Source organism: Micromonospora sp. CA-249363 (assembly GCF_050950185.1).
In the GTDB taxonomy this organism is placed as follows: domain Bacteria; phylum Actinomycetota; class Actinomycetes; order Mycobacteriales; family Micromonosporaceae; genus Micromonospora.
The window spans coordinates 2679845-2706468 of sequence record NZ_CP192020.1 but is presented as its reverse complement, the minus strand read 5'-3'; the positions used below and the strand labels follow the sequence as shown (position 1 = coordinate 2706468).

The following is a 26624-nucleotide window of genomic DNA, read 5'->3' as shown; positions in this document are numbered from 1 at the left end:
CCGTGCGATGCTGTCGACATCACCGTCACCAGCGCGGCAGCGGGGATGGACCGTCGACGGGAGCGCCGATTACGGTTTTTCGAGATTCGATACACAATCGACACGACCGATCGTCGCGCAGAGCTCAACGGGCAATCCCGGAGCGATATTTAAGGCATTTTTAATCGGCCCAACCGGATGGGCGCGGGGGTCGACTCGTACTCTTTCTTCTCGGAAGAAAGGTGCACCCTCGTTGACATATCTGCGACCCACCCCTCGACACCGTCATGCCCTGACCGCCCTGCTGGTGGTGGGCCTGGCGTTCACCGGCGGATGCAAGGAGTCCCCGGGCACGCCCGGCGCGTCCGGCCCGTCCAGCGACAGCGGCATCGGCTCGTCCGGCCCCGCGACGCCGACGACCGCCCCGGCGAGCGAGGCGGCGGCCACACCGAGCGCCTCGACCAGCCCGTCCGCGCCGGCCAAGCCGGGCACCTCGTCCACGAACGCCGCTCCGCCGACCGTGTCGGGTGGCTGGATCACCGTCGACGCCGCCACGCAGGCCGCCGCGACGAGGGCGTTCTTCGCGCGCAAGCCGAAGCCGGTGACCGGCAACCCGGTGAAGGTCGCCGAGTTCAACGTCGGCTGCACGGTCAGCCACCACAACAGTGACGACCCGATCGTCCTGCCCAAGCTGGTCGGCGCCTCGCACAACCACACCTTCTGGGGCAACAGGTCGACCGACGCCAACTCCACGGCGGACTCGTTGCGGGCGTCGAAGGCGACCACCTGCAACTCGCCGGACGACCAGTCCGCCTACTGGGTGCCCACCATGTACCAGAACGGCAAGGTCGTCGACCCGACCGAGGTGACCGTCTACTACGGTTCCCGACTGAAGGACCCGAGCAAGACCCAGCCCTTCCCGTTCGGCCTGCGGATGATCACCGGCAACGCCAAGAACCAGGTGGACACCCCGGACAAGCAGGGCAACCACTTCTGGTGCGCCGGCATCGGCGGCGAGATCGGCCGCAGCGCCGACAAGACCTTCCCGGTCTGCGCCAAGACCGCGCACGTCGTCCGGCAGATCACCTTCCCGGACTGCTGGGACGGCAAGCACCTGGACAGCCCTGACCACAAGGCGCACATGGCCAACGGCGACCACACCGGAGCCTGCCCGAAGAGCCACCCGGTGCCCGTCCCGTCGGTGTCCTTCGTGATCTCGTACCCGTTGAGCGCGAACACGAACGGCATCACCCTCGCGTCCGGCACCTCGTTCTCGATGCACGCCGACTTCTTCAACGCCTGGAAGGACGAGGCGCTGGCCGCGAGGGTCCGCAACTGCCTCGACCAGAAGGTGAAGTGCAACTCCGCCGGTAATTTCTGAGCTGCCACGCCGGCGTATCGTCGCCGGTCGACGAGGTCTCCGGTGGACGATTCGGGTGACCAGCCCCGAGCCGATGCCGGAGACCTCGCGCCAGCAGACCCGACTGCCTACTTGCGCAGCAGACCCAGGAAGTCCGCTGCCGCCGGGAACGCCCGGTCCGGGGCGAACTCGCCGATGTAGACCAGGGTGGGCCGGGCGACGGCGAGACAGGCCCGGCCGGGGCGTCGGTCGACTAGGGCTTGGCTCGGGCGGAATGGCTCGGTTGCGGTACTAACGGATTTGGCAGCTCGGTATCCCTGGTCCATCCGAGGAATCGGCGGTGCAGCACCCCGGCCGGTGTCCAGTGCATGTCCACTGTCGCCTGCACGAGGTAGGACCCGAGGTAGAGGGCCAATGACACCGGAGCGTCCTCATACTCCGCGCGCAACTCGCGCTTACGGGTCGTGCAGGGCCAGGGCAGGCCGCATCCACCGCAGCTCCAGATTGGCATGACCGGGCCGTGGGCGGTCACCGCGCACCCGCCAGGAGGCCAGCGATGATCGTCGGCGTCTGCCGACCGGTCGCCCATTCGACCTGCCGGCAGGGGTACGACGTGAGCCACGTCCACGACGTCCGGCAGCCGTAACACCTGCCGTTCAGCCCTCGGACGCCAACCACGATGATCGCCTTCTGCTGGCGGTTACTCACTGCTCGCCCTCCTGTGGCCAGTGGCCACGACTGATCGGAATCCGGTGTCGGGCACGGCATGGCAGGTCTGATCCGCAGCGGCAGACATGTCGCCAGAGCCGCCATGACCACACCGGCCGATGCCTGCGGGCGAGCGTCAGGGCGGTGGCCGAGAGGTATTCGTCATACGAGACGCGCCGGCTGCTCACGGTCAACCCGCTGAAGAAATTGGCCGCGGGTCGGGTCACCGAAGGCCCTCCGGTCGGCGGGCGCTGAGCTGGTCTGCTGATTCATGAGGGCCCTGGCACCGCCGCAGTTGCCTCGCATGGTCGAGTAGACGCTGCTGCGCGGCCGCCTGCTCAACCTCCTGGTACCGCTGCCCGGCACCCGGCGGTGGCGGTGGCTGAGGCCGCCGAAAGAGCCACCGCATCAGCGCGCACAGCTCAGACCAGATCGCCACCGACTCGCCCCCCTCGATCGAGCAACAGGGGCGGCGGCGAGACTCTGTCCGGCCCTATCGGGTGTCAAGCAAGCACAGGCTCGCCGCCGCCAGTGACGGGAACACTACGAGTGGTCACTGGCTGCGGCAGGGAGAGTTTGTACCTCAGGGAGGGTTACCCGATCATGCCGATGGCGAGGGCCAATTCTCGGGCGTCCTCACCGACCGTGCCCGGCCGGTTCAACAGCTCCAGGGCGACAGATCGCGCATAAGGGTTGTGTCGTACCGTGTCGACGCTCTCCCGCAGTGCCCGGCCGAGCAGGTGCACGGCTGCGACCTCCCCACGGGCCAGCATGTGCGCCCGAGCGGCGTCGATCAGCGCGGCAGCCCGGCGGGTCTGCGAGGGCAACGCCCGATAGTCGGTGGCGTCGGCCCGCCGCACCGCCTCACCCGTGCGACACAGGTCCGTCTCGATGGACACCGCGTACGCCGCACACGCCGCCGATCCGAACATCAGCCACGGATGGACGTACCCGTCACCGAGCCGGCCCGCGGCCGAGTCGGCGGCATCCCACGCCCGCCACGCCCGACCGGCCCGGCCAGCCTTGCTGTGGCCCAACGCGACACCAAGCTGCACCTGACCCCACCGCGCCAACTGCTCACCACCCGCCGCCGGGTCAACCAGGCCCGCAGCCTCGACCAGTACCTGCTCGGCGGCATCAACCTGATTCGCGCCCCGATAGACGTGCGCGTAGTACCAGGCCGCCACCGCCATCGCCGCCGGGTCGTCTGCGTCCTGGGCCGCCGACATCGCTCGGTCGGCAGCGAGCCACACCAACTCCGGCAACGGCTGGTGCGCAAGGTACAACTGCACCAAGTGGTACACCCGCGCCAACTCCACCAACGCCAGCCGACGGTCCCCGCCGTCGAGCATCCGGCCACTCCGCTGCGCATTCGTCAACAAGCCGGGAAGCACCGCCGCCACTGCCGTACGCTCGGTCGTTGACCGATGCCACAAGGCCCACGCCTGATCCACCAGATCGCGCAGCACGACAACCGGCGTCACCGCGCCCACCGGCACCGAAGCCCGTTGCATCACCGCAGCGACCTTGCCGACCTCGGCATGCCCCGCCCTGGTCACCGACGCCACCGGCAACGACTGATCACCACTCAGATCCGCTAGGTCCGAGAGCTCGAGCACCTCGGCCAGCCGCAGCAGCATGGGCAGGCGTGGCGGCAGCAGCCGGCCATTCTCCAACGCCTTGACCCACTCCGCGCTACGCCCGACCAGCCCGCCAAGAACGGGTCGAGTCTTCCCCGCACGCTCGCGATGCATCCGCAGGCGCGCACCAAAGGCCGCAGGATCGCTCATCATCGTCTCCCAGGTAGCGGTCCGGGAAGCGGACCACCAGCCGTTGCGCCAGCGAACCACCACAGACGACGGTACTCCCGCCGACTCGGAATCGATGGAGCACGCGTCAACGTCAGCCCCACATGAACCCGCTCGACTTCGGCAGGCTCGCGATGTTCGCTTGAGCGGTGCGCGTGTAGGGGTGTTCCGGCCCAAGGACACGGTTGTAGTCCGACACGACGGCGCCGAGGATCAGGCGGGCCCGCCGACGCCGCCCGGTGATTGCCAGGGCCAAGCCGAGGTTGCGCCGGGCGTTGAGTGACGACGGGTGATCGATGCCGAGGACGCGCTCCCGGTCCACGACCGTTCGCTCGAACAACGCTAGTGCCTCGGTGTGACGTCGACCGGCGAGCAGCGCCCGTGCCAGGAACAAGCGGAGTCGGATCGCCTGCGGATTGTCGTGCGGTAGAACATTGTCCATACGCTGCACGAGAGCACGGAGCTGGTTGATCGCCTCATCGTGCCGCCCAGCGGCGGAGTACGCGGCCGCGCGGTACTGCGGCCACCAACTGAGGTGGACGTCGGCTCGTTGCTCGTCGGTCTGGAGTGTGGCGTTCTCCTCATGCAGTCGGACGCCTTCGTCGGCCCGCCCCGCCCGCACATAGCTGCGTGCCAACTCGCCGCGGGCGTTGATCGTCGATCCATGGTCAGGGCCACAGACCCTCAGGTTCTCCGCGAGGTTCTCTTCGAACAACGGGATGGCTTTGACGAGGTCGCCCATCGAGCGGTAGGTGCTCGCGAGATTGATCCTCGCGCGCATGGTGGACGGCGCGTCCTCGCCGCAGACACGAATGCTCTCGGCGAGGTTGTACCGATGGATGGTCAAGGCGCGGTGCAGTTGACCCCCGCATTCACAGCAGTAGCCCAGGAGGTTGCGGGCGCTTACCGTACCTGGATGGTCGTGGCCGGCCAGGCGTATCCGGTCGGCCAGGGCCTGCTCAGCGTAGGGGATCGCCTCACTAGGACGATCGGCGGTCACATAGGCGTCCACTAGTGCCTGTCTCGCCAGGGCGATGGATTCGCCGTCAGATGGCGCGAGCGTCCGGTGCTCGGTGAACACCGTGAGGCCCGTGGCCACCGCACGGCTGAACTCCCCCATGCCGGTCAGCCGTTCGACGCTCCACCGCCGCAGCCGTAACAGCTCTGTGCACATCTCATCGTCCTCGCCGTCGCTCACCAGAACCGTTTGCATCTCGGCCCAGACCTCGGCGATGTGGTCCACCAGGTCGACGCCGGACGCCGGTTGTGCTTCCGTAGCACGGGTCAACAGCGTCAACGCATCCCCCACCACGTCGCGGAGCCGACTCTCCGCTCGGGCCCGCGCCAACACCACCTGGCGGGTGAGCCGATGCATCGCCACCCGTGTGCCGGTGACGTCGAAACCAACAACGGAGGCGTTCGCCAGCCCACCCAGGGCCTCATCGACGGTCGCTGGCTCGGTGTGCAGGTTGCGCAGTAGGTCGCGACGAACTCCCGCCTCCGACAGCACGGCCATGAGGTCGATCAGACGGCGGACCAGCCCGTTCGGATCGCTGGCCTCAACCTCGTCGACCGACAGCAGCGTGGCTTCTTCCAGAGTGCGTGGATAGTCGTCACCGGGCACACGGGGAAGTAGCGACCTCAGCGGCATCGATCGAAAACCAGCCAGGTACTCGGCGAACGACCACCGGTGGCGGCGGATCACGGCCCCCGCCTGCGCTAGTGCGAGCGGCAGTTGACCCAGCTCTCGCGCGACCAGCGCGGCGGCCCCCGGGTCGTCGAGGCCCGCCCGCGAGCACAAGAAGGTCACCGCTTGCACGGGCGTGAAGACCTCGACGTGCACTGTGACGCCGAAGACGACGAACTCCTGATTCGTTGTCGTGATGAGCGCGTGGACGTTTCCGCGCTGCGGCATCCATCGAGCGATCGCGTCGGCATCGAGCGCATTGTCGAACACGATCACGGACCGCTCCGGTACGTTCTCAAGCCAGCGGAGTGCGGTGCGCGCGGCCGGCTCGGTGTCGACAACCTCGTCCACCACTCCCGCCTGCCGCGCGAAGTCAGCAAGCGACGTGACCACGGCGGCGACGTCATCCGCGACGACCCAGACCACCCGGGACACGTTCGCGCGCAATTGGTCGCGCACGTGGGTGGCCGCGAGATGCGTCTTCCCGACCCCACGCCCTCCCATCAGTACGCATACCTTGCTGGTCGCCAGGACCGTCGCAACCTCGGCCAACAACTCCTCGCGACGCATGTGTGAAACCGGCTCACGCGGGACGTCACCGACGACGAGCGGACCGCATGAACCCCGATTGTCCCTCGCCGCCGCAGCGGGCGGGGTCGCCACAGACGAGGCGGGCGGCCGTCGCAATTGCAGGAAAGCGGCAACGGTCCCCAGAACGGCGAGGGCCGCGCTCAACGCGCCGAGGGCTACCTCCGCATCCACGGCATCTACGGAACCACAACCGGTAGCGACTCGGGTACATCCGATCGATCACCGTCGTGGCGGTTGACACGGCACTGCTCATGCGTCCCGACGCCTAACCCCTCGGCTGGCCGCTGGGCCGGACGCCTGGATGGCGTCCGGCCCAGCATGGGGGTGGAGCTACTAGAGCTTCGCGGCGCCCGCCTCGGTGGCCTCCTGGACCGCCGAGCTGCGACGGACCTCGGCCCGCTCGTCGCCCGCGTCCTCGCGGTCGGCGGCGGTCATCCGGGCCGCCCGGTTGGCGCTCGGCGCGGCCTGGTCGCCCGTCACGCCGCCCCGGATGCGGTTGTTCGCGGCCACCTGCGCGGCGGGATCGTTGCCCGTCACGGTCAACTGGCCGTTGATGATGTTGTCGTCGACGGTGACGCCACCGGTGGTGTTGGTGACGCTGACGTCCGCGCCCCAGTAGCCGCCGGAGGCGCAACTGTCCAGGGTCCCGTTCGGGCCGAGCTGGACGCCGCCGAGGTTGCCGGCGAAGGTGGCCTTGCCTCGGACGGCGCTGCCGCACACGACGCTGCCGGTGGCGCTGTTGAGCACCGACAGGGTGCCGTCGACGAACGAGTCGTGCACGTCGGTGTAGTACGTGCCGGTGCTGCTGACGTTGCGCGTCACCTGCGTGCCCCCGTCGAGCCGTACCTCACCGGCGCCGACGGTGACGTTCCCGCCGATCGTCGACGCCTCGGCGAACAGGAAGCTGTCGATGGTCGCCGAGCCCTTCGGCCGGACGGTCAGCGCCCCGGTCTGGGCGTCGGACAGGAACACGCCGTAGCCTCCGGCGGCCAGCACGACCTGACCGTCGACGGTCGTCTCGGTGGCGTCGAGGTAGCCGTCGGCGGCGACCCGTACCTCGCCGCTCACCCGGCCGCCGGTGACCACCAGGTTGGCGCCGGCGGCGACGGTGACGTTGCCGGTGATCGTGGTGCCGGTCAGCGCGCAGGACTCGCCGGCCGGGACGAGCAGGTCGTTGGGCACGGTCACCGCACCGCCGGTGCCGATGCAGTGGGTGACCAGGTCGGCGTGGGCGGTGGGCGCCACGGCGAGCACCGAGGCGGCGATGACGGCGCTCACGGTGGCCAGCTTGGCGACGGTACGTCCGGGCATCGTGGTTCTCCCTCTGGTCGAGATGCGGGGGCTCATGCGCCGACGTCCGATCGGGCCGCAGCCCGGACGATGGCGCCCTGCTGGCGCTTGGTGAGCGTTCCGGCGGTGACGAGCGCGGTGGTGACCGCCTCGACGTGCCGGACGAAGTCGGCGTGGCCGGGATAGTCGGCGTGTTCGTCGATCAGGTCGTTGATGGTGCAGCCGTTCCCGGTGTCGATGTTCGCCACTGCGGTGTCGACGCCGTCGATGACCACCGTGTCCCGCGTGTCGGAGGCGGGGCAGGCGTCGGTGCCGTCGGCCACGACGGTGAACGTCGCCGACTGCTCGGCGGCGGTGTTACCGGCGGTGTCCGTCGCCCGGTAGCGCAGGGTGTGCGCCCCGAGGGTGCGGACGACGACCGGGGTGGTGTACGCGGTCCAGGCGCCGGTGTCGAGGGCGTACTCGGTCCTCGCCACGCCCGAGTCGGCGTCGGTGGCCGTGACGGTCACGGTCGCCCCGCCGACGTACGCGCCGTCGCCGTTCCGGTCGCCGGCCACCGTGGCCGTCACGGTGGGTGGGGTGGTGTCCTCGGCCGGCGGCGCGACGACGGTGAAGTGGGCCATCTGCTCGGCCGAGGTGTTGCCGGCGACGTCGGTGGCCCGGTAGTGCAGCATGTGCATCCCGGTGGTGGTCACCACGACCGGGCTCGTGTACGCCGTGAAGGCGGCCCCGTCGAGGGCGTACTCGATGGTGGCGACCCCCGACCCGGCGTCGGTGGCGGTCAGCGTGGCGGTGACCGTACCGATGTAGTTGCCGTCGCCGTCGCGGTCGCCGGCCAGCGCGGCCGTGACCACCGGCGCGGTGGTGTCCTCCTCGGTCGGTTCGACGACCCGGAACGACACCGAGCCGACGGCGCTGGTGTTGCCGTCCCGGTCGGTGGCGCGGAACTGCACCGAGTGGTCGCCGACTGCGGTGACCCGCACCGGCTGGGTGTACGGCTGGAAGCTGGTGTCGTCGACCTGGTACTCGACGGTGTCCACACCGGAGCCCGCGTCGGTGGCCGTGACGGTCACCGTCGCCGCGCCGACGTAGTTGCCGTCGCCGTCGCGGTCACCGGACACGGCGGCGGTGACGGTCGGTGGCGTGGTGTCGCCGCCTCCCCCGCCGTCGGTGACCACCAGCTCGCCGACCATCTGGCTGTGGCCGGGAATCGAGCAGAAGTAGCGGTAGCGGCCCGGCGTCAGCGTGACGGTCGCCTCGTGGCGGCCGTTGTTGGCGTCGAACGGACTGGCCAGGATGTTGAGGGTGACGTCGTGGTTGTAGCCCTCGGTGGACGTGTCGAAGGTCAACGTGTGCGGCATCCCGGTGGTGTTGCCGGTGGCCGCGCTGTTCTCCCAGATGATCGTCGTCGCGCCGGCCACCGCCGTGGTGGGGACGGACTTGTAGCGGGTGATGTTGTCGTCCGCGGTCCAGGTGAGCACCTGGTCCGCGGCGGCACGCGGAGCCGCGGAGGCGGGTGGCGCGGCCAACGGCGCGACCGTGAGCAGGACCGCCGCCAGCGCGGCCGTGAGTCGTCGGATCATCGTCACTCCTAGAGCTCGCGCACGCGGATGTTGCGGAACTCGGTCAGGTCGTTGTCGCCGTGGTTCTGCAGGCCGATGAAGCCGCGCAGGAACTGCCGCAGGTCGGTCGGCGGATCGCCGGCCCGGGAGGACTGCTTGCCCGGCGTGTTGTCGAACTCGTTGATCACCACGCCGTTGCGGATCATCGTGTAGTGCTGCCCGACCACGCGGATCTCGTAGTCGTTCCACACGTTCTTCGGGGTGACGCCGGCCTGGGCGAGCGGCACCGGGTCGAAGTTGTAGACCGAGCCGGTCTTCTGCGGCTCACCGCTCTCGCCGTCGTAGATCTGGATCTCGTGTCCGCAGTAGATCGCCATCCAGGCGGTCGAGGTCCGGGCCGAACCGATGGTGCCGCAACTGCCCTCCGGCCGCTGCTCCAGCGGAACCCGCAGGTCCGGGAAGCGGATGAAGACACCGGTGTTGGCCCGGTTGGTGCCCGGCGCGATGTCCTTGAACTGCACCTTCAGCGAGAAGTCGCCCAACTCCCTGGTGTGCCAGAGCATGCCGAGGCCGCCGCTGGAGCGCAGCGCCCCGTCCGGCTGGATGCTGAACGAACCCGTCGGCGCCTGTTCCCAACCGCGCAGCGACTCGGCGGTGCCGTCGTAGAGCGGCTCGTACCCGGTGCGACCGTCCCGGCCGATGTCGGACGCGGCGGCCAGGCGGGTGAGGGTGCCCGCCTCACGGGCGTTGAGCAGGCCGTCGTCCTGCAACCCACGGGTCACCGTGGTGACGTGCCGGACGAAGGCGTTGTGGTCGGGCCAGGTGCTCTCGTCGTCGATCAGGTCGTTGATCGTGCAGCCCTGCCCGACCGTCCGGCTGGGCACACCGGTGTCGGTGTCACCGAGCCACACCGTGGTCCGGGCGTCGGGCACCGCGCACCCGACCGTGACGGTGGTGCGCACGGTCGCCGTCTCGCCGTCGGCGTACGTGACGGTGAGCTTCGCGGTGTAGGTGCCCACCTTGGCGTACGTGTGTCGGGGGTCCGCCTCGGTCGAGGTGCCGCCGTCGCCGAACTCCCACCGGTGGCTCACGCCGCCGGACTTCGAGCCGGTGAAGGCGATCGTCAGCGGCTTGTTCTGCACGGCCACCGAGGTCGCGGCGGGCGCCGGGGTGGGCGCGCCACCGGTGTAGGTGACCCGGATCAGCTTCTGGTTGGGGTGCAGGCTGAAGAACCCGCCTCCGTAGTCGAGCAGGTAGAGCGCGCCGTCGGGGCCGAACTTGGCGTCCATCCAGCTCTGCAACCGGTTGTCGCCGTTGCCGCTGGGGATGATGGCCCGCAGCGACTCGGCGTACACCGGCGGGGCGGCCTGCGGCACGCCGGCCTCGTCGACGGTGACCGCGACCCGGTTGACCGGGTTCGACTGGTCACCGATGAGCCACTTGCCGTCCCAGTGTTCCGGCCACGCGACGCCACTGTTCGTGTCGACGAGGCTGCGGTGGTAGGTGGGGCCGGACATGATGGCCTGCCCGCCGCCACGCAGGTACGGCTGCGTGTAGTTGGCGTCGGCCGCGACGTACGTCGGGAGGCCGCTGCCGTCGGTCCGCTTCGGGAAGACCGGGCCGCCGCCGTCCGGCGAGTACCAGATCATGTTGTCCCGGGCGGCGGGGATGTCCACCAGGCCGGTGTTGCGCGGCGAGGTGTTCTTCAGGTTGTCGCAGTCGTACCAGCCGGTCAGCACGCTGGCGTCGGTGTTGCTGCGGTCCCGGTACGGCTGCCGGTTGCCCATGCAGTACGGCCAGCCCTGGTTGCCGGCCGAGGTGATGATGGTGGCCGTCTCGTACTTGGCCGGGCCGAGCGTGGGACTGGGCGACGAGGCGTCCGGACCGACCCAACCCGCGGTCAGCCACTGGTGCACCGGGTCGATCTGGAGACGGGCGATGTTGCGGACGCCCATCACGTAGATCTCCGGTCGGGTCTTCTCGGTGCCCGGTGGGAAGAGGTTGCCCGGCGGGATGGTGTACGTGCCGTCCGCCTCCGGGTGGATCCGGATGATCTTGCCGGCCAGGTCGTTGGTGTTACCCGACGTACGGCGGGCGTCCTGGAACGAGATCCCCTGGTACTCCTCGGTCCAGTTGTTGCCGGAGTAGCCCTGCGACCCCTCGGAGGAGTTGTTGTCGCCGGAGCCGACGTAGAGGTTGCCCTTGGCGTCGAACGCCATGCCGCCACCCGCGTGGCAGCAGCTGTGGATCTGCACCGGGAACTGCAACAGGTCCTTGCGGGTGCCCTGGTCGATCGTCTGGGTCGCCCGGTCGTAGGTGAAGCGGGAGATGGTGCGCTGCCCGACCCGTTTCACCCGGTCGATCGACTCGTGCGGCATCCAGTAGACGTAGAGCCAGCCGTTCTCGGCGAACTTCGGGTCCGGCACGATGCCGAGCAGACCCTCCTCGTTCTTGACGAGCTCCGAGCCGCTGCCCCGGTTGCCCATCACCTCCAGGGTGGTGAGCAGTTTGACCTGCTTGCTGCGCGGGTCGTACGAGTGGATGGTGCCGCAGCCGAGGCCGACCTTCGGGTCGTTCCAGTCCGCGATCGGCCCGCTCGGGCAGGCCGCCTTGCCGACGTAGAAGACGGTGCCGTCGGGCGCGATGGTCAGCCCGTGCGGTTCGCCGATCTGGTCGAGCTGCCCGGTCTGGTTCGCCGCGGTCAGCCGCTCGACCTTGTAGTTCGCGGCGATCGTCGCCTGGCAGTCACCTCGTACGCGCCCGGTGGTCCAGTTCAGCGCACCGGCCAGGTGGGCGCGGAACGCCTCCTCGCCGTAGCTGCCCTCGGTGTGGCCCATGCCGGTGTAGAACGACCGCCCGCCGTCGTAGTCCCGGCACCAGGACACCGGGTGGAAGGGGCCGTTGGCGCCCGGGCCCGGGTCGTAGTGCCGCTCCTCGACCTGGGCGAGGGTGTGCACCGCGCCGATCGGGTTCGGGTCCCAGTTGTCCCAGCGGTCCGACCGGGTGAGGGTCAGCGGCAGCGACGCGGTGGCCGGATGTTTGCGGTCCAGGATGTCGACGACCGCCCGGTTCACGGGGGTCGGCGGCGGCGCGGTGGCCGTCCCGGTGAACAGCCGCAGGTCGGCGAGCTGGATCAACGGCTCACCGCTGTTGGCGGTGATGTTCAGCCGGTAGCGGCTGAACTCCTGCGGCGAGGCGATGTCGAACCGCCGGGTCTGGAACCGCTCCGCGAAGGTCTGGTTGGTCCGCCGGTCCAGATCGGACCAGTTCTGGCCGTCCGTGGAGCCTTGCAGGGTCCAGTCCTTCGGGTCCCGCCCGACGAAGTCGTTGGCCGACGTCAGCGCGTACCCGGTGATCCGCTTCGGCGCGGCCAGCTCGTAGGTCACCCAGGCCGTGGGCGTGCGGACCAGCCACTTCGTGTTGGCGTCGCCGTCGGTGAGCTTCTCCTTGGTCTCGGTGGGCGGGTTCTCGCCGCTGGCGGTCACCCGGGCCACCGGCTCGGCCACCGGGATCGCGCCGGTCGGGCGGGCGCCGATCAGCCCGGTGAACCAGGCCGAGTCGACCTGCGCGCGGGCGGCGTCGGCGATGCCGACGAAGCCGCCGCCGGCCTTCATGTAGGCCTGGAGCGCCGACTCCTGGTCGCGGTTGAGCGCGGCGCCCGTCGCGGACAGGAACACCACGCTCCGGTACGCGGACAGCCTGGTCGGAGTGAACACAGCCGGGTCGGTGGTGGCCATGACATCGATGTCATGACTGGCCGCAAGTTGTCGGATGGTGTCCACCGCGCGCGCCACCGGGTCCTGCTGCTCGGCCACCGGGCCATGGAACACGAGCACGGCGGTGCCGCTCTGCTGGGTCTGCGCCGGCGCCGCGGTCACCGCTCCCGGCGCGGCGGCCGCCGCCGATGCCGTGGTCGTGGCCGGAATCAGCGTGGCAATGGCCGCCATCGCGGCGAGTGCTCGTCGTAGGTCTCTTCTCATCCCCGTCCCCACCTTTCGGTCAGCTTCCGTGCGTGTGGGTGTGGCCCTGGAACCGGTGGATCGCCTCCTCGGCGCCGGGGGGCATGCTGCCGTCGGCGTTGCGCACCAGGAAGATCCCGGCCATGCCGCCGTCGGAGTGGTTCTGCACGTGGCAGTGGTACATCCACGCGCCGGGCCCGACGCCCTCCCCGGCCAGCACCTGGAACCCGAACGAACTGCCCGGGTTGAGGTCCTTGTTGTCGACGACCAGGCTCGGGTCGGCCGGCCCTTCGAGCATCCCGGTACGGTTGTCGGCCCAGCGGTGGGCGTGCAGGTGGAAGGTGTGGAACAGGTTGCCGTGCCCGATGGCGAGCCACTCCACCCGCTGGCCCAGGTTCGCCTCGAACATGGGCGTGTTCGGGGCCATCCGGTTGTTGATCGTCATGTCGTGGAACACGACCGTGAACTGCTTGTCCGGCAGGATGTCGCCCCGACGCCGGACGATCAGGGCGCCGTACAGTCCCTTCGCGACGCCGCCGGTGCCGTGGTCGGTGCCCATGGCGTGGTCGTGGTAGTGCCAGTAGCCGGCGCTGCCGGGCATGTACCGGCGACCCGAGGCGGCGACCATCTCGTGCGAGCGCCACACGTACGTGCGGGTCTCGCCGGGGTTGTTGAAGGAGTCGTTGAACGGACTGCCGTCCGACTCGGTGCTGTAGTCCACCCCGTGCGGGTGGATGGACAGCCGCTGGTCGGTGGTGTTGACCAGGGTGATCTCCAGGGTGTCACCCTCGTAGATCTCCAGCACCGGCCCGGGCACGGTGGCCTGACCAGGTGCGAGGCCGTACCCGAACAGTCCGCCGGGCAACTGCTCGGCGTAGATGGTGACCTTCCTGGTCACCCCGGCGGCGGCCTGCGCGGGGCTGCCTCCGAACGCGCTCCCGAGCGTGGGGGCGGACGCGCCCAACGCTCCGGCGGCGAGCGCGCCGGTGGCGATCAGTGATCGGCGGGACAGGTGGCGGTGGGAGCCAACGGCGTGATCGTCCATGGGTCTCCGTTCCCGACCGGGCGAAGACGCGACGAGGGCACGGTGCAGCGACCGCCGAGCACGGGGCGGCAGCACGACCGAGGTGAGGCTCGTCGCGGACTTTGCTCGGAAGACTCAGAACTTTCGATGGATGGACCCAACTTATGTAATCCATCGACGAAAGTACAGGGTCTCGTTGCAAGAAGATTACCGAGACATCACGAGGGCCGTCGATCGGCCTGAGCTGGTGGTGTCAGAGACCGTGCCGGTCGTCGGCCGGCAGGCTGGGGGTTTCCGGCGGCGCGGGCGACTGCTCGGGCTGACCGAGCCGCGCGTGCGTCGGGTCGAGGACGCGGGCGAGGAACGCGCGGGTACGTTCGTGCTTCGGCGCGCCCAGCACCTCGTGCGGCGGCCCCTGCTCGACGACGACACCATCGTCCATGAAGACGACCCGGTCGGCGACGTCCCGGGCGAACGCCATCTCGTGGGTGACCACCATCATCGTCATGCCGTCCTCGGCGAGTCCGCGCATGACGGTGAGCACGTCACCGACCAGCTCCGGGTCGAGCGCCGAGGTCGGCTCGTCGAAGAGCATCAGCTTCGGGTCCATCGACAGCGACCGCGCGATCGCCACCCGCTGCTGCTGCCCGCCGGAGAGCTGCGCGGGGAAGGCGTCAGCCTTGTCGGTGAGGCCGACCCGCTCCAGGTTGGCCCGCGCGACCCGCTCAGCCTCGGCGCGCGAGCGCCGCAGCACCTTGCGCTGCGCGACGGTGAGGTTGTGGAGCACGGTCAGGTGCGGGAACAGGTTGAACGACTGGAACACCATGCCGATGCCCCGGCGGACGGCGTCGATCTCGACGTCCGGGTCGGTCATCTCGACGCCGTTCACCCAGATCGTGCCGGCGGTGGGTTCCTCCAACAGGTCGACACAGCGCAGCAGGGTCGACTTGCCGGACCCGGACGGCCCGATCACACAGACGACCTCGCCCTGGCCGACCTCGAAGTCGATGCCCTTGAGCACCTCGATCGACCCGAAGGACTTGTGCAGGTCGCGGATCTGGACGGCGGGACGGGAGGGGCTGGTCGTCATGCGGGTCACCGGGCCTTGGCGTAGCGGAGTTCGAGGCGGCGGACCACCTGGGACAGCGGCAGGGTGATGACCAGATAGGCGAGGCCGGCCACCAGCAGCGGGGTGGCGTTCACCCGGTCGTTGAGCATGTCCCGGCCGAACTTCGTGACCTCGATGGTCTGTGCCGTCACGCCCAGCACGTACGCCAGCGACGAGTCCTTGGTGAGCAGGATGAGCTCGTTCGTCAGCGGCGGGATGACGATCCGGAACGCCTGCGGGATGACGATCGTGCGCATGGCGGTGAAGTGCGACATGCCGAGGGTACGGGCCGCCTCCATCTGCCCCTTCGGCACGGCCTGGATGCCGGCGCGGATGGTCTCGGCCATGTACGCCGCGGCGGTCAACCCGAGACCGATCGCGATCGAGCCGAACACGCCGCCCGGAATCTCCCGCTCCGGGAAGGCGATGGGGATGCCGTACCCGACGAGGAAGAGCACCAGCAGCGCCGGCAGTCCACGGAACAGCTCGATGTACGCGGTCGCCAGCCAGCGGTACGGCGCCACCCGGGACAGCCGCATGAGCGCGAGGACCGTCCCGAACACGAGGCCGAAGGCGAATGCCCCCAACGTGTAGAGGATCGTGTTGCGCAGCGCGACGGTGATGATCGTCGGAAACATCGACTCGATGATGTCGACGCGGAAGAACGCGTCGGCCAGTCGGCCCCAGTCCGCGGCGAGGAGCACCGCGGCGATGATCGCGACGAAGACCAGGTACTGGATACCGAGGGACAGTCGTTCCCGCTGACGGCGGCGCAGCTTCACGTTGGCTCGTTGCCTTCCCGGATTGTGCCGACGGGGTAGGGCGCGCGCGGTCCGCGCGCCCTACCCCTGTGGAGCGTCGATCAGGCGTTCGGCCGCTTGCCGATCCACTTGGAGTAGATCGTGTCGTACGAGCCGTCCTGCTTGGCCTTGGCCAGCGTCTCGTTGATCTTCTTGAGCAGTTCCGGGTTGCCGTCCTTCTTCACCGAGAACCCGTACTGCTCACCCGTGTCGAACTCGGCGGTCACCGCGAACCCGCCCGGGTTCTTGCGCAGGTACTCGCTCCACACCGGCAGGTCGTTGACGGCGGCCTCGACCTGACCGTTCGCGACGGCCTGCTGCAGGGCGGCGAGATCCTCGAACTCGACGAGCTGCAGGCCCTTCTCCTTCTCGAACTTGCGGGCGTAGTCACGACCGGTGGTGGCCGCCTGCACGCCGAGCTTCCTGCCCCGCAGGTCGTCGAGCGACTTGTACGGCTTCCCGTTCTTGACCAGCAGCGCCTGCGTCGCGTCGAAGTACGGGTCGGAGAAGTCCATCACCTTCTGCCGCTCGGCGGTGATGGTCATGCCGGCGGCGGCCGCGTCACACTTGCCGGTGTTCAGGTCCTGGCCGGACTTGATGCCCTCGAAGGGCGTGTCGATGATGGTCTGCTCGACGCCCAGTTCCTTGGCCACGAGGTCCATCACCTCGACATCGAACCCGGTGACCTTGCCGCTGGCGTCCTTCGACTGGAACGGCGGGTACGGCAGGTGGGTGCAGACGGTCAGCTTGCCGCCCTCGACCAGCTTGACCCCGCTGGCCTGGACCTCGCTGTCGTCCTTCTTGGCACACCCCGCGGTTACCGCGAGAGCGGCGATCGCCACGACGAGGCCGGCTTGACGGACTGCGCTTCGGACCCTCACGAGTGTGTTCCTCCGGTTCGGCTCTCCCGGTGAAGGGCAGCCAGCTTGGTACGAAAACGGTGTGACAGCGGACGGTACCTGATTCGACGAACGGTAACTCAGGTCACGTGGTGTAGCCGCAGCGCTGCGGCGACCATCACAGTCGGTGAACGTGACAGTCGGTGACGAAGGGAGCGGCCGGGCCGAGACCTCGGCCGTCGCGCCGCCGCCACGGCGATCGGCATTTGAGTATCCGAGCCACCCCGAACGAGTAGGCGACCGCGTCGGACACCGCTGCGCCACCGCAGAACCTGGTGGACGATCAGTGGTACCGCCGTCACCCACGGGTGAGCAGATCCGACCCCTGATGGGAGGGCAGACCTGCGGATGGACACCTACCCCACGACGCCTCAGTTGGCCTTCGCGCAGTTCGTCCGCCAAGCCGTCGACGACGCCCGCGATGAGCACGGCTGGACGGTCGGCGACATCGCACACCACACCGGGGTGAGCCGCTCGACGCTGTTCCGCTGGCTCGCCGGGGACTGGCAGCGTTATCCCGAGCTGGCCAAGGTCCGGAGCCTCTGCGCCACCCTGGACCTCTCCATCGCCGCCGCGATCCGGCCGCTCGCGATGCCGAACGCGGCCGTGACGCCCCGGGTGCTGGCGGAGGTCGAGGCGGACATGGGCACGATCCGTCGACGGTTGCTCGACGACACCGTCTCGGCCGCGGACAAGCGCCAGATCCGCGACCTGCTCCGTCGCCTCGCCGGCCGTGACCTACCGGTGGAGGCGGCGTCGCCGTCCTCCGGGACGGGTTCCCGCGCCAGCACGCCCTCCCCGCCGCGCGTGGGCGCGTCCCGCCGGTAACCCCGATCGGACGAGCGCCGCGCGGCGCGGGCCGTCTCAGCGCGCGGCGCGGGCCGTCTCAGCGCGCGGCGCGGGCCGTCTCAGCGCGCGGCGCGGGCCGTCTCAGCGCGCGGCGCGGGCCGTCTCAGCGCGCGGCGCGGGCCGTCTCAGCGCGGGGGGCGGGCCGTCTCAGCGCGCGGCGCGACCTGACCGACCCGGACCGGTGCCGGAGCGCCGGGAGCCGATGCGGGGCGCCCGCACCACCGGGGAGCTGACTCCGGGGCGGAAGTCCCGAGCCGCGGCGGCCACCATCTCGTCGGGGTCGCCTTCGAGCGTCTGCCGGGCGTGCGCCGGGATGATCTCGGACGTGGCCATCGCCATCCGGACCTGCGCCGAGCGGTCGTCGATCAGCGTCGCCAGATCCGCCTCCTCCAGCTCCAGCGCGCGCACCAGGGCAACCCGCACGTCCACCGCCGGGTCCCTGGCCAGGGCGCTGCGCTGCGCCGCGGTGGTCTGCGGGTTGCGCGCGAGCCCCTTGCGGACGCGTACGGTGCGGTCGGCCAGCAGGGCGACGATGACGTCGGGGTCCTGGGTGTGCGTGGCGAGCCGCTCGCGTACCTCGGGCGAGGCGTCCTCGACCAGCTGGGCGGCGAGGTCGGGCTCCAACTCGCGGCTCTCGGCGAGCAGGCCCCGAAGCTCCTTGTCGGGCGCGGCGACCATCGCCCGGCGGACCGACTCGTCGCAGGCCGGATTGCCGGCGACGGCCCAACGGACCCACCGGTCCGCGTCCTTGACCAGTCGCAGGAGGTTGCCGACCGACGTCGCGGGATTGCGTGCGACCGTCTCCCGGATCTGACGATCATGGTCGCGGGTCAACGTCCGCAGGGCCTGCGCGGGCGCGTCCGGCCGCGCCGCGACCGCCTTACGCACCGTGACCGACGAATCCGACGCCAGGTCGATGAGGGTCATCTGTGGCGTTGCGGGGTCCTGGGCGAGCGCGAGCCGCGCGTCCGCCCCACCGTCGGTCGGACGGTCGGCCGTGGTCCCCGACCCGCTGTGCCGGTCGGCCCCGCCGACGTGCTGCTGCTTGCCCATGGGCGCAATCATGGCACGGGTCGACCGGGGCCCCGCGCGGCAAGCCGGTACGCCGTCCCTGGTCGGGCAGCCCGCCGATCTCAGTGCTGACGCGGGGCCACCAGCCCGGACTCGTACGCGACGACGACGAGTTGGGCACGGTCGCGGACGTGCAGCTTGGCCATGGCCCGGTTGACGTGTGTCTTGGCGGTCAACGGACTGATCACCATGCGCGCCGCGACCTCGTCGTTCGACAGACCCTGGGCGACCAGGGCCACAGCCTCGCGTTCACGGCTGGTCAACTCCGTGAGGCCCGGCGGGGCGCGCAGGTGGCGCGGCTCGGCGACGTACCGGTCGATGAGGCGGCGGGTGATCGACGGCGCGAGCAGCGCGTCTCCCCGCGCGGCGACGCGTACGGCGTGCAGGAAGTCCTCCGGCTCGATGTCCTTCACGAGGAACCCGGCGGCGCCGGCGCGCAGGGCGTGGAAGACGTGTTCGTCGAGGCCGTAGTTGGTCAGGATGACGACGTGCACTGCGGCCAGGGCCGGGTCGGCGGCGATGAGCCGGGTCGCCTCGATGCCGTCCAGCTCGGGCATCTGGATGTCGATCAGGGCGATGTCGGGCAGGTGCCGCCGGGCGAGGGCCACACCCTCCCGCCCGTCGGCGGCCTCGGCCACCACCTCGATGTCGTCCTCCAGGTCCAGGAGCGCGCGGAAGCCGCTGCGCAGCAGCGCCTGGTCGTCGACCAGCAGGACGCGGATCACGCGGACGGCCCGACCGGAAGTTCGGCGTGGACGGTGAAGCCGCCCTCGTCGCGGGGCGCGGCGTGCAGGCGTCCGCCCAGGGCGGTGACCCGCTCACGCATGCCGAGCAGCCCGACCCCGGGCGTCGGGACGGCGGCCGGCGTGGCGGCCCCGTCGTCGTCGACGCGGATCGCCAGGGCGTCCGGACGGTAGTCGACGCGGACCGACGCGGTGGCCGCGGCGGCGTGCCGGGCGACGTTGGTGAGGGACTCCTGGACGATCCGGTAGGCGGTCCGGTCCACGGCCACCGGCATGGCCTGTCGTTGCCCCCGCACCGTCAACGTCGCGTCCAGCCCGGCCATCCGGGCGCGCTGCACCAGCTCCGGCAGGTGGTCGAGGCCCCGGGGCGGGGTCCTGTTGTCGTCCCGCAGCGCCTCCAGGGTCGCGCGCAGCTCCCGGCTGGCCTCCCGGCCGGCCTCCCGGATCGCCAGCAACGTCTCCGGCACCTCCTCGCCGCGCCGGCGGGCCAGGTGGACAGCCACCTCGGCCTGCACCTTGATGATCGAGATCTGGTGGGTCAGCGAGTCGTGCAGCTCCCGCGCGATGTGCAGCCGCTCCTCGTCGGCTCGGCGACGCGCGGTCTCCTCCCGGGTGCGCTCGGCCTCGTCGGCTCGCCGTTCGGCCTGCCGCAGGGCCTCCCCCGCCGCGCCGGCGGCGATCAGCCACGCCACCTCGAGTGCTCCCCGGGCCCGTGCGAGCGCGTCGCTCAACGGCAGGTCCTGGGGTGGGGCGAGCGCGGTGAGCGGCAACGCGACGAGCATCAGCACGGCGGCGACGATCGTGACGACGCGGTGACCGGCCCGCACACCGGTGTACACGGCGAACAGGAAGGCGACGGCCGGCACGTCGAACCCGGCCGCCTGGTAGCCCACGGCGCACAGCCCGGTGACGGCCAGGACGGCGACGGGCGCGCGGTGGCGGGCCGCCAGCGCCAGGCCTCCGGCGGCCAGCAACGGATAGCCCAGCAGTTCGGTGTCGATCGTGGACGGGTCCGTGGACCGACCGGCGACCAGCAGCACCGCCGCCACCCCGATGGCGATCGCCCAGTCCCGTACCACGGCACGCCCTGTGCTCATGCGCGCACCCTAGCCCGAGGTACGCCGCCGGCGACTCCTGCGCGCGGATGACCGGCGACTACCACATTCGCGGTAGTCGCCCGGCGCGCGCGTCGTACGCGGCAGACGCCTGCGCCCGCCGCGGCAGGGCGAAGAGCCTCCGGCTGCCGGACGACCGGCGGCCGACGCGGCGACACGATCGAACGACACACCACGACGTACGAGAAGGAGAAGCACATGTCGGTGTTCAGCGCTGCCGCATCCGCCCTGCTCGGAGGATTCGCGGCCCCCGATCAGCCGTTGGCGGCCAGCGTCACCACCATGAGCGCCGGTCGGCTCGGGGCGAGCGTGGGCGGCCTGCTGGGCCTGGCGGGGGTGATCGTCGGCGCGCTGGCCCTGGCCCGCCCGGGCAGTCGCGTCGGCACCGGGAGCGGGATGCTCGGCGCGACCGTGGCCCTGGCGTCCGGACTCCTCGGCGCGCTGGTGGTGGCGACCTCCGACAGCGGGATCGGCACCGGCAACGGCCGGGGCGGGGCGTACGTGGCCCTGGTGGTGGGTCTGGCTGCCCTGGGCCTCGGTGGCCTGGCGTTGAGCCGCGTCCGCGCCTGAGGGTCGCCCGTCCTGCTCCCCCGTTGGAGCAGGACGGGCTGATCAGCAGCAATGGGGCCATGCGCGGTCAGGCGCGCCGCGCGCTCCGGCGGAAGCCCACGATCACGACCGCGCCCACCACCAGGTGCATCAGGACGAGGGCGACCCTGGTGCCGGCCGAGGCGTCGACCAGGGACGCCGGCACGAGCGACAACACGAGGACGGCGAGAGCGATCCCCGTCCAGATCGTCGTGGCACGCGCCCGGAAGCGCTCGAGCACCGCGAGCAGGCCCCAGCCGAGCAGCGCCGCGATAGCGGAGTTCAAAACGACGGCGAGCACCGTGACATCCCGTGGGCCGGTGCCCTGGTCGACGGTGAGCTGCGCGCCGCCGAGGGTCGCGATCGCCCACACGGCAACGGCGGCGAGTACGGCGACCGCGACGGCGATGGCCCGGTCACGCACGCGCGAGGCGCTGGCATCAGCACGGGGAACAGAGGCTTCCGCAGACATCAGGGGTGACTCCTCAGTGGAGGGGACGCGCTGTCGAGATCGAACCGTATCAGAAGGTTCTGTTCTTTACTATCTCGTTCTTAACTTGTTTTCGGGCGGCGATGCTCCGCTACGAGATAGTTCGAATCACGAACCAGTTGCTAGGCTGCCGCCATGACCACCGGAACCTCCGGACCCGACGCCGCGACACCAGACCTGATGTTCCTGATGTCCTGGGCCACGCACGCGCTCGCCCAGGAGCACGCCGCCGCCCTCTCCGGCCTCACCATCTCGACGCGCGCCTACTGCGTGCTCGATCGCGGTCTCACCGGCGAGTACACCCAGAGCCAGCTGGGCGAGATGTGCGGCATCGACAAGACGACGATGGTCGTCACCCTCGACGAGCTGGAACGTGCCGGCCTGGTCGCGCGTCGCACATCGACGACCGACCGACGCGCCCGCATCGTCACCGTCACCGGGGACGGCGAGCGGTTGGTGGCCGAGGCGCGGCAGATCGTCGCGGAATTGCAGGCCGACATCCTCGCCACGGTCCCGTCGCGCGACCGCGCGATCTTCCTGGACGTGCTCGGTCGGCTGGTGGACGGCCGACTGTCGACGTTCGTCCAGACCGACCGTCCCGCCCGCAGGCGATCCTCCCGGGCAGCCTGACCTCGACGGGGGAGCATGCCCAGGTGAGTTCGGACCAGCTCCTCGTCACTCTGGACCGCGCCAGCGCGGTGCCGTTGCAACAACAACTCTGCGACCAGATCAGCTCGTCCGTCCGCGCCGGTCGGCTGCGTCCCGGCGACCCGGTGCCGCCCAGCCGGGAACTGGCACACCAGCTCGGAGTCTCCCGGACGGTGGTGACCCGCGCGTACGAGTTGCTGCGGGCCAACGGGGTGCTCACGTCCCGGCGGGGTTCCGGCACGCGGGTCAGCGCCGCCCCGGCCGGCACACCACCCGTCCCGCGCGCCGCCCGCACCCACCTGCGACCCGAGCCCCCACTGCCCACCGATGCCGGCAGTCCCCTCTGGAAGCCCTGGGAACCGGCGCCGATGCACCGGCCGGACGGCACGTACGACTTCCGGCACGGCACCCCGGCGCTGGCCAGCTTTCCGGTGAGCCGGTGGCGGCAGTCGCTCGCCGACGCGGTGAGCCGGGCCGACGCGGTGGCGCTCGGTTACGGCCCGGCCGAGGGTGCGCCGTCGTTGCGTACCCAGATCACCGCGCTGCTGCGACGCAGTCGGGCGTTGGACGCCCGGCGGGAGAACACGGTGGTCACCAGCGGCGCGACCCAGGCCATGGACATCCTGGTCCGGCTGCTCGTCGGCCCGGGCGACGTGGTGGTCATCGAGGACCCGAGCCACACCGTGCTGCGGCAGATCTTCGGCTACTCGCGGGCCGCGGTGGTGCCGGTGCCCGTCGACGAGGAGGGTCTGCGGGTCGACGAGATCGACTGCCGGGTCCGCGCGCACGGCCTCGACCCGGCCCGGGTACGCCTCGTCTACGTCACCCCGTCGCACCAGTTTCCGACCGGGTTCATCATGTCCGACCGGCGACGGCGGGCGTTGCTGCGGTGGGCCCGCGACCACGCGGCGACAGTGCTGGAGGACGACTACCACAACGAGTTCACCTTCGCCGAGGAGCGGCTTCCGTCGCTGGCCGCCGACCCGCAGGACGCGGACGTGGTCTACGTGGGCAGCTTCAGCAAGACGCTCTTCCCCTCGCTGCGCATCGGATACGCGGTGTTGCCGCCACATCTCGTCCGGTCGTTCCTGGGCGTCAAGTGGATCACCGACCGGTTGACCCCGACGGTCACCCAGGAGGCGCTGGCCGAGTTCATCTCCTCCGGCGCGTACGCCCGGCACATCGGCCGGATGGACCGCCTCTACCGCCAGCGTCGCGCCCGACTCCTTGAAGCGCTGTACGAGCACTTCGGCGCGGGAGTGCGGATCTCCGGCACGGCGGCCGGGCTGCACGTGCTCGTGACCCTGGGCGGCGCGCCCGACGTCGACGAGGCCGAGATCGTGCGCGCCGCCGCCGCGCGGGGCGTACGGGTCTACCCCGCCTCGGGCTACTTCGTCGACCAACCGCCGACCGAGCCGACCTTTCTCATCGGCTACGCGGCGTTGCCCACCGCGCGGATCACCGAGGGAGTGGCGCTGCTGGCCGCCGCGGTGCGGGACGTGACGGCTCGGTGAAGCGGGGGCGGCGGAACCGGACGCTCTGGCCGTACGGGACGGTGCAGTCGAACACGGCCTTGGCCGTACGCCCGTCGGCCGAGAGCGACGGCGAGTAGCCGGTGTGCTGGCTGGGGTCCAGGGGAAAGCCCTCCCGGTCGGGCAGCACGACGAGGTCCTGGTCGGCCTGGAATCGGGTGACCATGGCCCACCACAGGTCCTGGTCGGACTCGATGTCGACGTCCTCGCCCACGCACAGCACCAGCTTGGCCATCCGGAACTGCTCCAGCACCGTCTCGGCGGCGGCGCGCACCGCGACGTCGTCCTCGGGCCCGCGCTTCGCCGGCCACTGGAGCACCACCATGAGCTGACCGCCACCGGCGGTGTGGCAGTGCGCCGCGAGCGCCGGTGTCCCCCGCCGCCGCAGCACGTCCAGCACGGCGGCCTCCATCCCGAAGCCGAGCAGGATCGACTGCTCGTGCCCGGGCCCCGAGACCGCCTGCAGGATCGGGCTCTCCCGGGCGGTGATCGCCGTGGCCCGGATCAGCGGCAGCGAGGGATGCGCCCGGCCCTGGTAGCCGAGGAACTCCGGCGTGGCCACCGTGCCGTGCGCGCTCTCCGGCGCGTGGTCGGCCAGCAGCTCGCCCTCGATGACGTACTCGGCGTGGGCGATGAACTCGGCGTCCACCGTGGCGCAGGGCAGCAGCTCCACCGGCTGGCCGGCGAGCGCGCCGGCCACCGCCAGTTCGTCGAGGTCGGACGGGACCAGCGAGGTCGGGCAGCAGGACGACAACAGCACCGCCGGGCTCAGGCCGAGGTGGATCGCCACCGGCAGCGCACGACCCCGGCGCAGGGCGGCCTGGTACGCCAGTTCCAGGTCACGCCCCGGCACCATCCAGATGGTCAGCGTGTCGGGCCCCTGCACGCACATGCGGTGCACGGACAGGTTGCGGACCCCGGTGTCCGGGTCGGTGGCGAGCACCGCGCCGAGGGTCAGGTAGGGGCCGGCGTCCTCGTCGGTGAGGACCGGCACCGGCAGCGCCGTCAGATCTAGTGGCAGCGCCTCGCGCGGCCAGCGGGACACGGCCCCGGGCACCGCCGGACGGGGGGCCGCCACCGCGTCGAGCAGCCGGTGGGGCAGCTCGGCGGGCGTGCAGCCGAGCAGGCCGGCCGCACGTCGGCGGGTGCCGTAGAGGCCCATCAGCACCGCCCGGGTGGGGCCGTCGTCGGGGCGTACCCGGTCGAAGAGCACGGCCGGGCCGGCCCCGGTGGGCGGGGCGGCGGGCGCGCCCGCCCACCGGGCGTAGTGGGCGGACACGCCGTAGCGGGCGGGCAGCTCGGTGGCGACCCGCACCAGCTCGCCGGGGAGCGGGTCGAGGCTGGCCAGCGCGTGCCGCAGGTCGACGGGCGAGCGGTGGCTCATCTGGTGTCCGCCGACGCGGCGGCGGCACGGCGGGCCGCCAGCATGTCGAGCTGCATCAGGGTCAACTCCTCGATGAGGGCGCGGTACGTGCCGACGGCCACGTCGGGCGGCATGCCGTGTCCAACGGCCAGACCGTGTACGCGGTCGAGGACCTGCCGCACCCGCTCGGGTGAGCGGACGGTCGCCTCGTCCGTCTTGTGCACGGTCAGCTCCTGCACCACCCGGGTGCGCTCGGCCAGCAGGGCGATGATCTGCCGGTCGAGCCCGTCGATGGCGATCCGCAGCTCGGCGATCCGGGCCGGCCCGTCGGCGTCGCCGGCCGACGCCGACCCGGCCGGCGACGCGACGTGCTGCTGGTCGCTCACGGCTGCGGCACCTCGTCGACCACGAAGACGACCGTGGGTTCGGCGTCGCTGCCCTGGGACCGGTGTTCCTCGTCGTCCGGGATGACGAAACCCATGCCGGGGCGGCACGGCACCGACCGGTCCCGGAAGTGGATGGTGAACTCGCCCTGGAGCACGTAGCCGGTGTGCCCGCGCAGGCACCAGTGGTGCTCGTCGAACCCGGGTGGCAACTCCAACAGACGCAGACGCTGACCGCCCACGTACGTCATCTTGACGCGGCCCTCGGCGCCCGGCTTGTCCCACCTCTCCCACTCGGTGGCCGGGAAGTCGATGCCGACCGGCGTGGCGACCTGCTCAGTGGACATTCTCGGTATCTCCTCTGCTCTGGACGGATTCGGCGCGGCGAGGCCGCGGGACACGTTCGTTGCGGTCCCGGCGCGGCAGGACCGGACCACCGTCGACCCGCTGGTGCCGCTTGAGCAGCTGCACCATGTCGAGCATCCGGTGCACCATCCGCTCGAGCGCGTCGACGCCCTCGGCGTCGGTCAGGCCGGGGCTGCCGGTGGTGTTGCGCAGCAGGACGGGGAATCCGCTGCCCACCAGGATCATCCTGTTGAGCAGCAGGTTGTTGACGATCTGGTTGTGCACGGAGGAGTCGCTGTACCGACGTCCGGTGACGATGATGCCGCCGACCTTGTCGGCCAACGGCCTGTTGAACCGCAGGTAGCCGACGCCCGCCCGCTCGATGAAGACCTGCATGAGGTGGGCGAGGCCGAAGCCGTGCACCGGGGCCGCGTAGATCAGCCCGTCGGCGGCGGCCATCTGCTCCACCAGGGCGGGGACGTCGTCGTCCACGCGGCAGGGCAGGGTACGGCTGTTGCAGTCGCCGCACGGGCTGCACGGCGAGATGGCGTGCTCGCGGAGCACGATCGTGCGCAGGGTCGCGCCGCGTTCGGCGATCAGCCGACCCGCGTGCGCGATGGCGTGGTCGGTGTTGCCGCCGGCCCGTTCCGACCCGTTGATGGCGAGGATGGTCACTGCTTCGCTGTGCATTGGCACCCCCGGTGCTCGGCGCGGGGGCGGAC

At 70.7% G+C, this 26624-nt stretch carries 21 protein-coding genes and 1 pseudogene; 5 read left to right on the top strand and 17 right to left on the bottom strand.

The genetic code is table 11. The features are described 5' to 3' along the window. The first annotated feature begins 232 nt into the window (after nucleotides 1-232). Nucleotides 233-1360 (top strand): DUF1996 domain-containing protein, encoded by a 1128-nt coding sequence (locus ACQPZK_RS12420; protein WP_433538430.1) that lies wholly within the window; start codon nucleotides 233-235, stop codon nucleotides 1358-1360. Nucleotides 1361-2640: 1280 nt separating this feature from the next. On the opposite strand, the gene ACQPZK_RS12415 is transcribed toward ACQPZK_RS12420, so the two are convergent. The 9 genes from ACQPZK_RS12415 to ACQPZK_RS12375 all read right to left on the bottom strand — a co-directional run bounded on the left by ACQPZK_RS12415 (nucleotide 2641) and on the right by ACQPZK_RS12375 (nucleotide 16757). After that, nucleotides 2641-3840 (bottom strand): helix-turn-helix domain-containing protein, encoded by a 1200-nt coding sequence (locus tag ACQPZK_RS12415; protein ID WP_433538429.1) that lies wholly within the window; start codon nucleotides 3838-3840, stop codon nucleotides 2641-2643. Nucleotides 3841-3949: 109 nt separating this feature from the next. Further along, entirely contained in the window at nucleotides 3950-6112 is a 2163-nt protein-coding gene (gene fxsT / locus ACQPZK_RS12410; protein WP_433538428.1) for an FxSxx-COOH system tetratricopeptide repeat protein, read from the bottom strand. A gap of 354 nt (nucleotides 6113-6466) precedes the next feature. Next, complete coding sequence (locus tag ACQPZK_RS12405; protein ID WP_433538427.1) at nucleotides 6467-7444, bottom strand: hypothetical protein; 978 nt, start codon at nucleotides 7442-7444, stop codon at nucleotides 6467-6469. Nucleotides 7445-7476: 32 nt separating this feature from the next. Further along, nucleotides 7477-9006, bottom strand: a complete 1530-nt coding sequence (locus tag ACQPZK_RS12400) for an OmpL47-type beta-barrel domain-containing protein (RefSeq protein ID WP_433538426.1) — start codon at nucleotides 9004-9006, stop codon at nucleotides 7477-7479. 8 nt (nucleotides 9007-9014) lie between these two features. After that, nucleotides 9015-12965 (bottom strand): ThuA domain-containing protein, encoded by a 3951-nt coding sequence (locus ACQPZK_RS12395; protein ID WP_433538425.1) that lies wholly within the window; start codon nucleotides 12963-12965, stop codon nucleotides 9015-9017. A 19-nt stretch (nucleotides 12966-12984) separates the two neighbouring features. Next, a complete protein-coding gene (locus tag ACQPZK_RS12390) occupies nucleotides 12985-13989 on the bottom strand; it encodes a multicopper oxidase domain-containing protein (RefSeq protein ID WP_433538424.1) in 1005 nt (334 codons plus the stop codon). A 232-nt stretch (nucleotides 13990-14221) separates the two neighbouring features. Then, complete coding sequence (locus tag ACQPZK_RS12385; protein WP_433538423.1) at nucleotides 14222-15058, bottom strand: amino acid ABC transporter ATP-binding protein; 837 nt, start codon at nucleotides 15056-15058, stop codon at nucleotides 14222-14224. A 5-nt stretch (nucleotides 15059-15063) separates the two neighbouring features. Next, entirely contained in the window at nucleotides 15064-15858 is a 795-nt protein-coding gene (locus tag ACQPZK_RS12380; protein ID WP_396799691.1) for an amino acid ABC transporter permease, read from the bottom strand. 80 nt (nucleotides 15859-15938) lie between these two features. Beyond that, on the bottom strand, nucleotides 15939-16757 hold the full coding sequence (locus tag ACQPZK_RS12375; RefSeq protein ID WP_433538422.1) for a basic amino acid ABC transporter substrate-binding protein: 819 nt from the start codon (nucleotides 16755-16757) through the stop codon (nucleotides 15939-15941). 366 nt (nucleotides 16758-17123) lie between these two features. Between ACQPZK_RS12375 and ACQPZK_RS12370 the strand changes: the two are divergent. Continuing rightward, nucleotides 17124-17516: pseudogene (locus tag ACQPZK_RS12370) on the top strand (helix-turn-helix domain-containing protein); the annotation flags it as partial. A gap of 255 nt (nucleotides 17517-17771) precedes the next feature. On the opposite strand, the gene ACQPZK_RS12365 reads toward ACQPZK_RS12370, so the two are convergent. The 3 genes from ACQPZK_RS12365 to ACQPZK_RS12355 all read right to left on the bottom strand — a co-directional run bounded on the left by ACQPZK_RS12365 (nucleotide 17772) and on the right by ACQPZK_RS12355 (nucleotide 20535). Beyond that, nucleotides 17772-18677, bottom strand: coding sequence for a hypothetical protein (locus tag ACQPZK_RS12365; RefSeq protein WP_433538421.1), 906 nt, complete (start codon nucleotides 18675-18677; stop codon nucleotides 17772-17774). Nucleotides 18678-18757: 80 nt separating this feature from the next. Beyond that, complete coding sequence (locus ACQPZK_RS12360) at nucleotides 18758-19420, bottom strand: response regulator (protein ID WP_433538420.1); 663 nt, start codon at nucleotides 19418-19420, stop codon at nucleotides 18758-18760. Then, nucleotides 19417-20535: a sensor histidine kinase gene (locus ACQPZK_RS12355; protein WP_433538419.1), complete on the bottom strand. Its 1119-nt coding sequence runs from the start codon at nucleotides 20533-20535 to the stop codon at nucleotides 19417-19419. The genes ACQPZK_RS12360 and ACQPZK_RS12355 overlap by 4 nt, the downstream gene beginning before the upstream one ends. Nucleotides 20536-20751: 216 nt before the next feature. On the opposite strand from ACQPZK_RS12355, the gene ACQPZK_RS12350 reads away from it, so the two are divergent. After that, nucleotides 20752-21123 carry a DUF6223 family protein gene (locus tag ACQPZK_RS12350; RefSeq protein ID WP_433538418.1) on the top strand — a complete coding sequence of 124 codons (372 nt, stop codon included), beginning with the start codon at nucleotides 20752-20754 and terminating at the stop codon, nucleotides 21121-21123. A 67-nt stretch (nucleotides 21124-21190) separates the two neighbouring features. Here the strand turns inward: ACQPZK_RS12350 and ACQPZK_RS12345 are convergent, their stop codons facing one another. Further along, the gene (locus tag ACQPZK_RS12345; protein ID WP_433538417.1) at nucleotides 21191-21565 is read right to left on the bottom strand and encodes a DUF6069 family protein; all 375 of its coding nucleotides are present in this window, start codon (nucleotides 21563-21565) and stop codon (nucleotides 21191-21193) included. Nucleotides 21566-21766: 201 nt separating this feature from the next. On the opposite strand from ACQPZK_RS12345, the gene ACQPZK_RS12340 reads away from it, so the two are divergent. Both ACQPZK_RS12340 and ACQPZK_RS12335 read left to right on the top strand, forming a co-directional pair. Further along, the gene (locus ACQPZK_RS12340; protein ID WP_433538416.1) at nucleotides 21767-22261 is read left to right on the top strand and encodes a MarR family winged helix-turn-helix transcriptional regulator; all 495 of its coding nucleotides are present in this window, start codon (nucleotides 21767-21769) and stop codon (nucleotides 22259-22261) included. 23 nt (nucleotides 22262-22284) lie between these two features. Then, on the top strand, nucleotides 22285-23793 hold the full coding sequence (locus ACQPZK_RS12335; RefSeq protein WP_433538415.1) for a PLP-dependent aminotransferase family protein: 1509 nt from the start codon (nucleotides 22285-22287) through the stop codon (nucleotides 23791-23793). On the opposite strand, the gene ACQPZK_RS12330 is transcribed toward ACQPZK_RS12335, so the two are convergent. Genes ACQPZK_RS12330 through ACQPZK_RS12315 form a run of 4 tightly spaced genes read right to left on the bottom strand, consistent with a single transcriptional unit; the run spans nucleotide 23738 to nucleotide 26592 of the window. Next, nucleotides 23738-25195, bottom strand: coding sequence for a UbiD family decarboxylase (locus ACQPZK_RS12330; protein WP_433538414.1), 1458 nt, complete (start codon nucleotides 25193-25195; stop codon nucleotides 23738-23740). The genes ACQPZK_RS12335 and ACQPZK_RS12330 overlap by 56 nt on opposite strands. After that, complete coding sequence (locus ACQPZK_RS12325; RefSeq protein ID WP_433538413.1) at nucleotides 25192-25560, bottom strand: chorismate mutase; 369 nt, start codon at nucleotides 25558-25560, stop codon at nucleotides 25192-25194. The genes ACQPZK_RS12330 and ACQPZK_RS12325 overlap by 4 nt, the downstream gene beginning before the upstream one ends. Continuing rightward, on the bottom strand, nucleotides 25557-25904 hold the full coding sequence (locus ACQPZK_RS12320; RefSeq protein ID WP_357121097.1) for a cupin domain-containing protein: 348 nt from the start codon (nucleotides 25902-25904) through the stop codon (nucleotides 25557-25559). Before ACQPZK_RS12320 ends, ACQPZK_RS12325 begins: the two co-directional genes overlap by 4 nt. After that, complete coding sequence (locus tag ACQPZK_RS12315) at nucleotides 25894-26592, bottom strand: flavodoxin family protein (protein ID WP_433538412.1); 699 nt, start codon at nucleotides 26590-26592, stop codon at nucleotides 25894-25896. Before ACQPZK_RS12315 ends, ACQPZK_RS12320 begins: the two co-directional genes overlap by 11 nt. Between the last annotated feature and the right edge of the window lie 32 nt (nucleotides 26593-26624).

Coding starts and splice junctions, on each gene's coding strand:
- ACQPZK_RS12415 (WP_433538429.1), bottom strand. CDS start 3,840: ATGATGAGCGATCCTGCGGCCTTTGGTGCGCGCCTGCGGATGCATCGC.
- fxsT (WP_433538428.1), bottom strand. CDS start 6,112: ATGCGTCGCGAGGAGTTGTTGGCCGAGGTTGCGACGGTCCTGGCGACC.
- ACQPZK_RS12405 (WP_433538427.1), bottom strand. CDS start 7,444: ATGCCCGGACGTACCGTCGCCAAGCTGGCCACCGTGAGCGCCGTCATC.
- ACQPZK_RS12400 (WP_433538426.1), bottom strand. CDS start 9,006: ATGATCCGACGACTCACGGCCGCGCTGGCGGCGGTCCTGCTCACGGTC.
- ACQPZK_RS12395 (WP_433538425.1), bottom strand. CDS start 12,965: ATGAGAAGAGACCTACGACGAGCACTCGCCGCGATGGCGGCCATTGCC.
- ACQPZK_RS12390 (WP_433538424.1), bottom strand. CDS start 13,989: ATGGACGATCACGCCGTTGGCTCCCACCGCCACCTGTCCCGCCGATCA.
- ACQPZK_RS12385 (WP_433538423.1), bottom strand. CDS start 15,058: ATGACGACCAGCCCCTCCCGTCCCGCCGTCCAGATCCGCGACCTGCAC.
- ACQPZK_RS12365 (WP_433538421.1), bottom strand. CDS start 18,677: ATGGGCAAGCAGCAGCACGTCGGCGGGGCCGACCGGCACAGCGGGTCG.
- ACQPZK_RS12355 (WP_433538419.1), bottom strand. CDS start 20,535: ATGAGCACAGGGCGTGCCGTGGTACGGGACTGGGCGATCGCCATCGGG.
- ACQPZK_RS12350 (WP_433538418.1), top strand. CDS start 20,752: ATGTCGGTGTTCAGCGCTGCCGCATCCGCCCTGCTCGGAGGATTCGCG.
- ACQPZK_RS12340 (WP_433538416.1), top strand. CDS start 21,767: ATGACCACCGGAACCTCCGGACCCGACGCCGCGACACCAGACCTGATG.
- ACQPZK_RS12330 (WP_433538414.1), bottom strand. CDS start 25,195: ATGAGCCACCGCTCGCCCGTCGACCTGCGGCACGCGCTGGCCAGCCTC.
- ACQPZK_RS12320 (WP_357121097.1), bottom strand. CDS start 25,904: ATGTCCACTGAGCAGGTCGCCACGCCGGTCGGCATCGACTTCCCGGCC.
- ACQPZK_RS12315 (WP_433538412.1), bottom strand. CDS start 26,592: ATGCACAGCGAAGCAGTGACCATCCTCGCCATCAACGGGTCGGAACGG.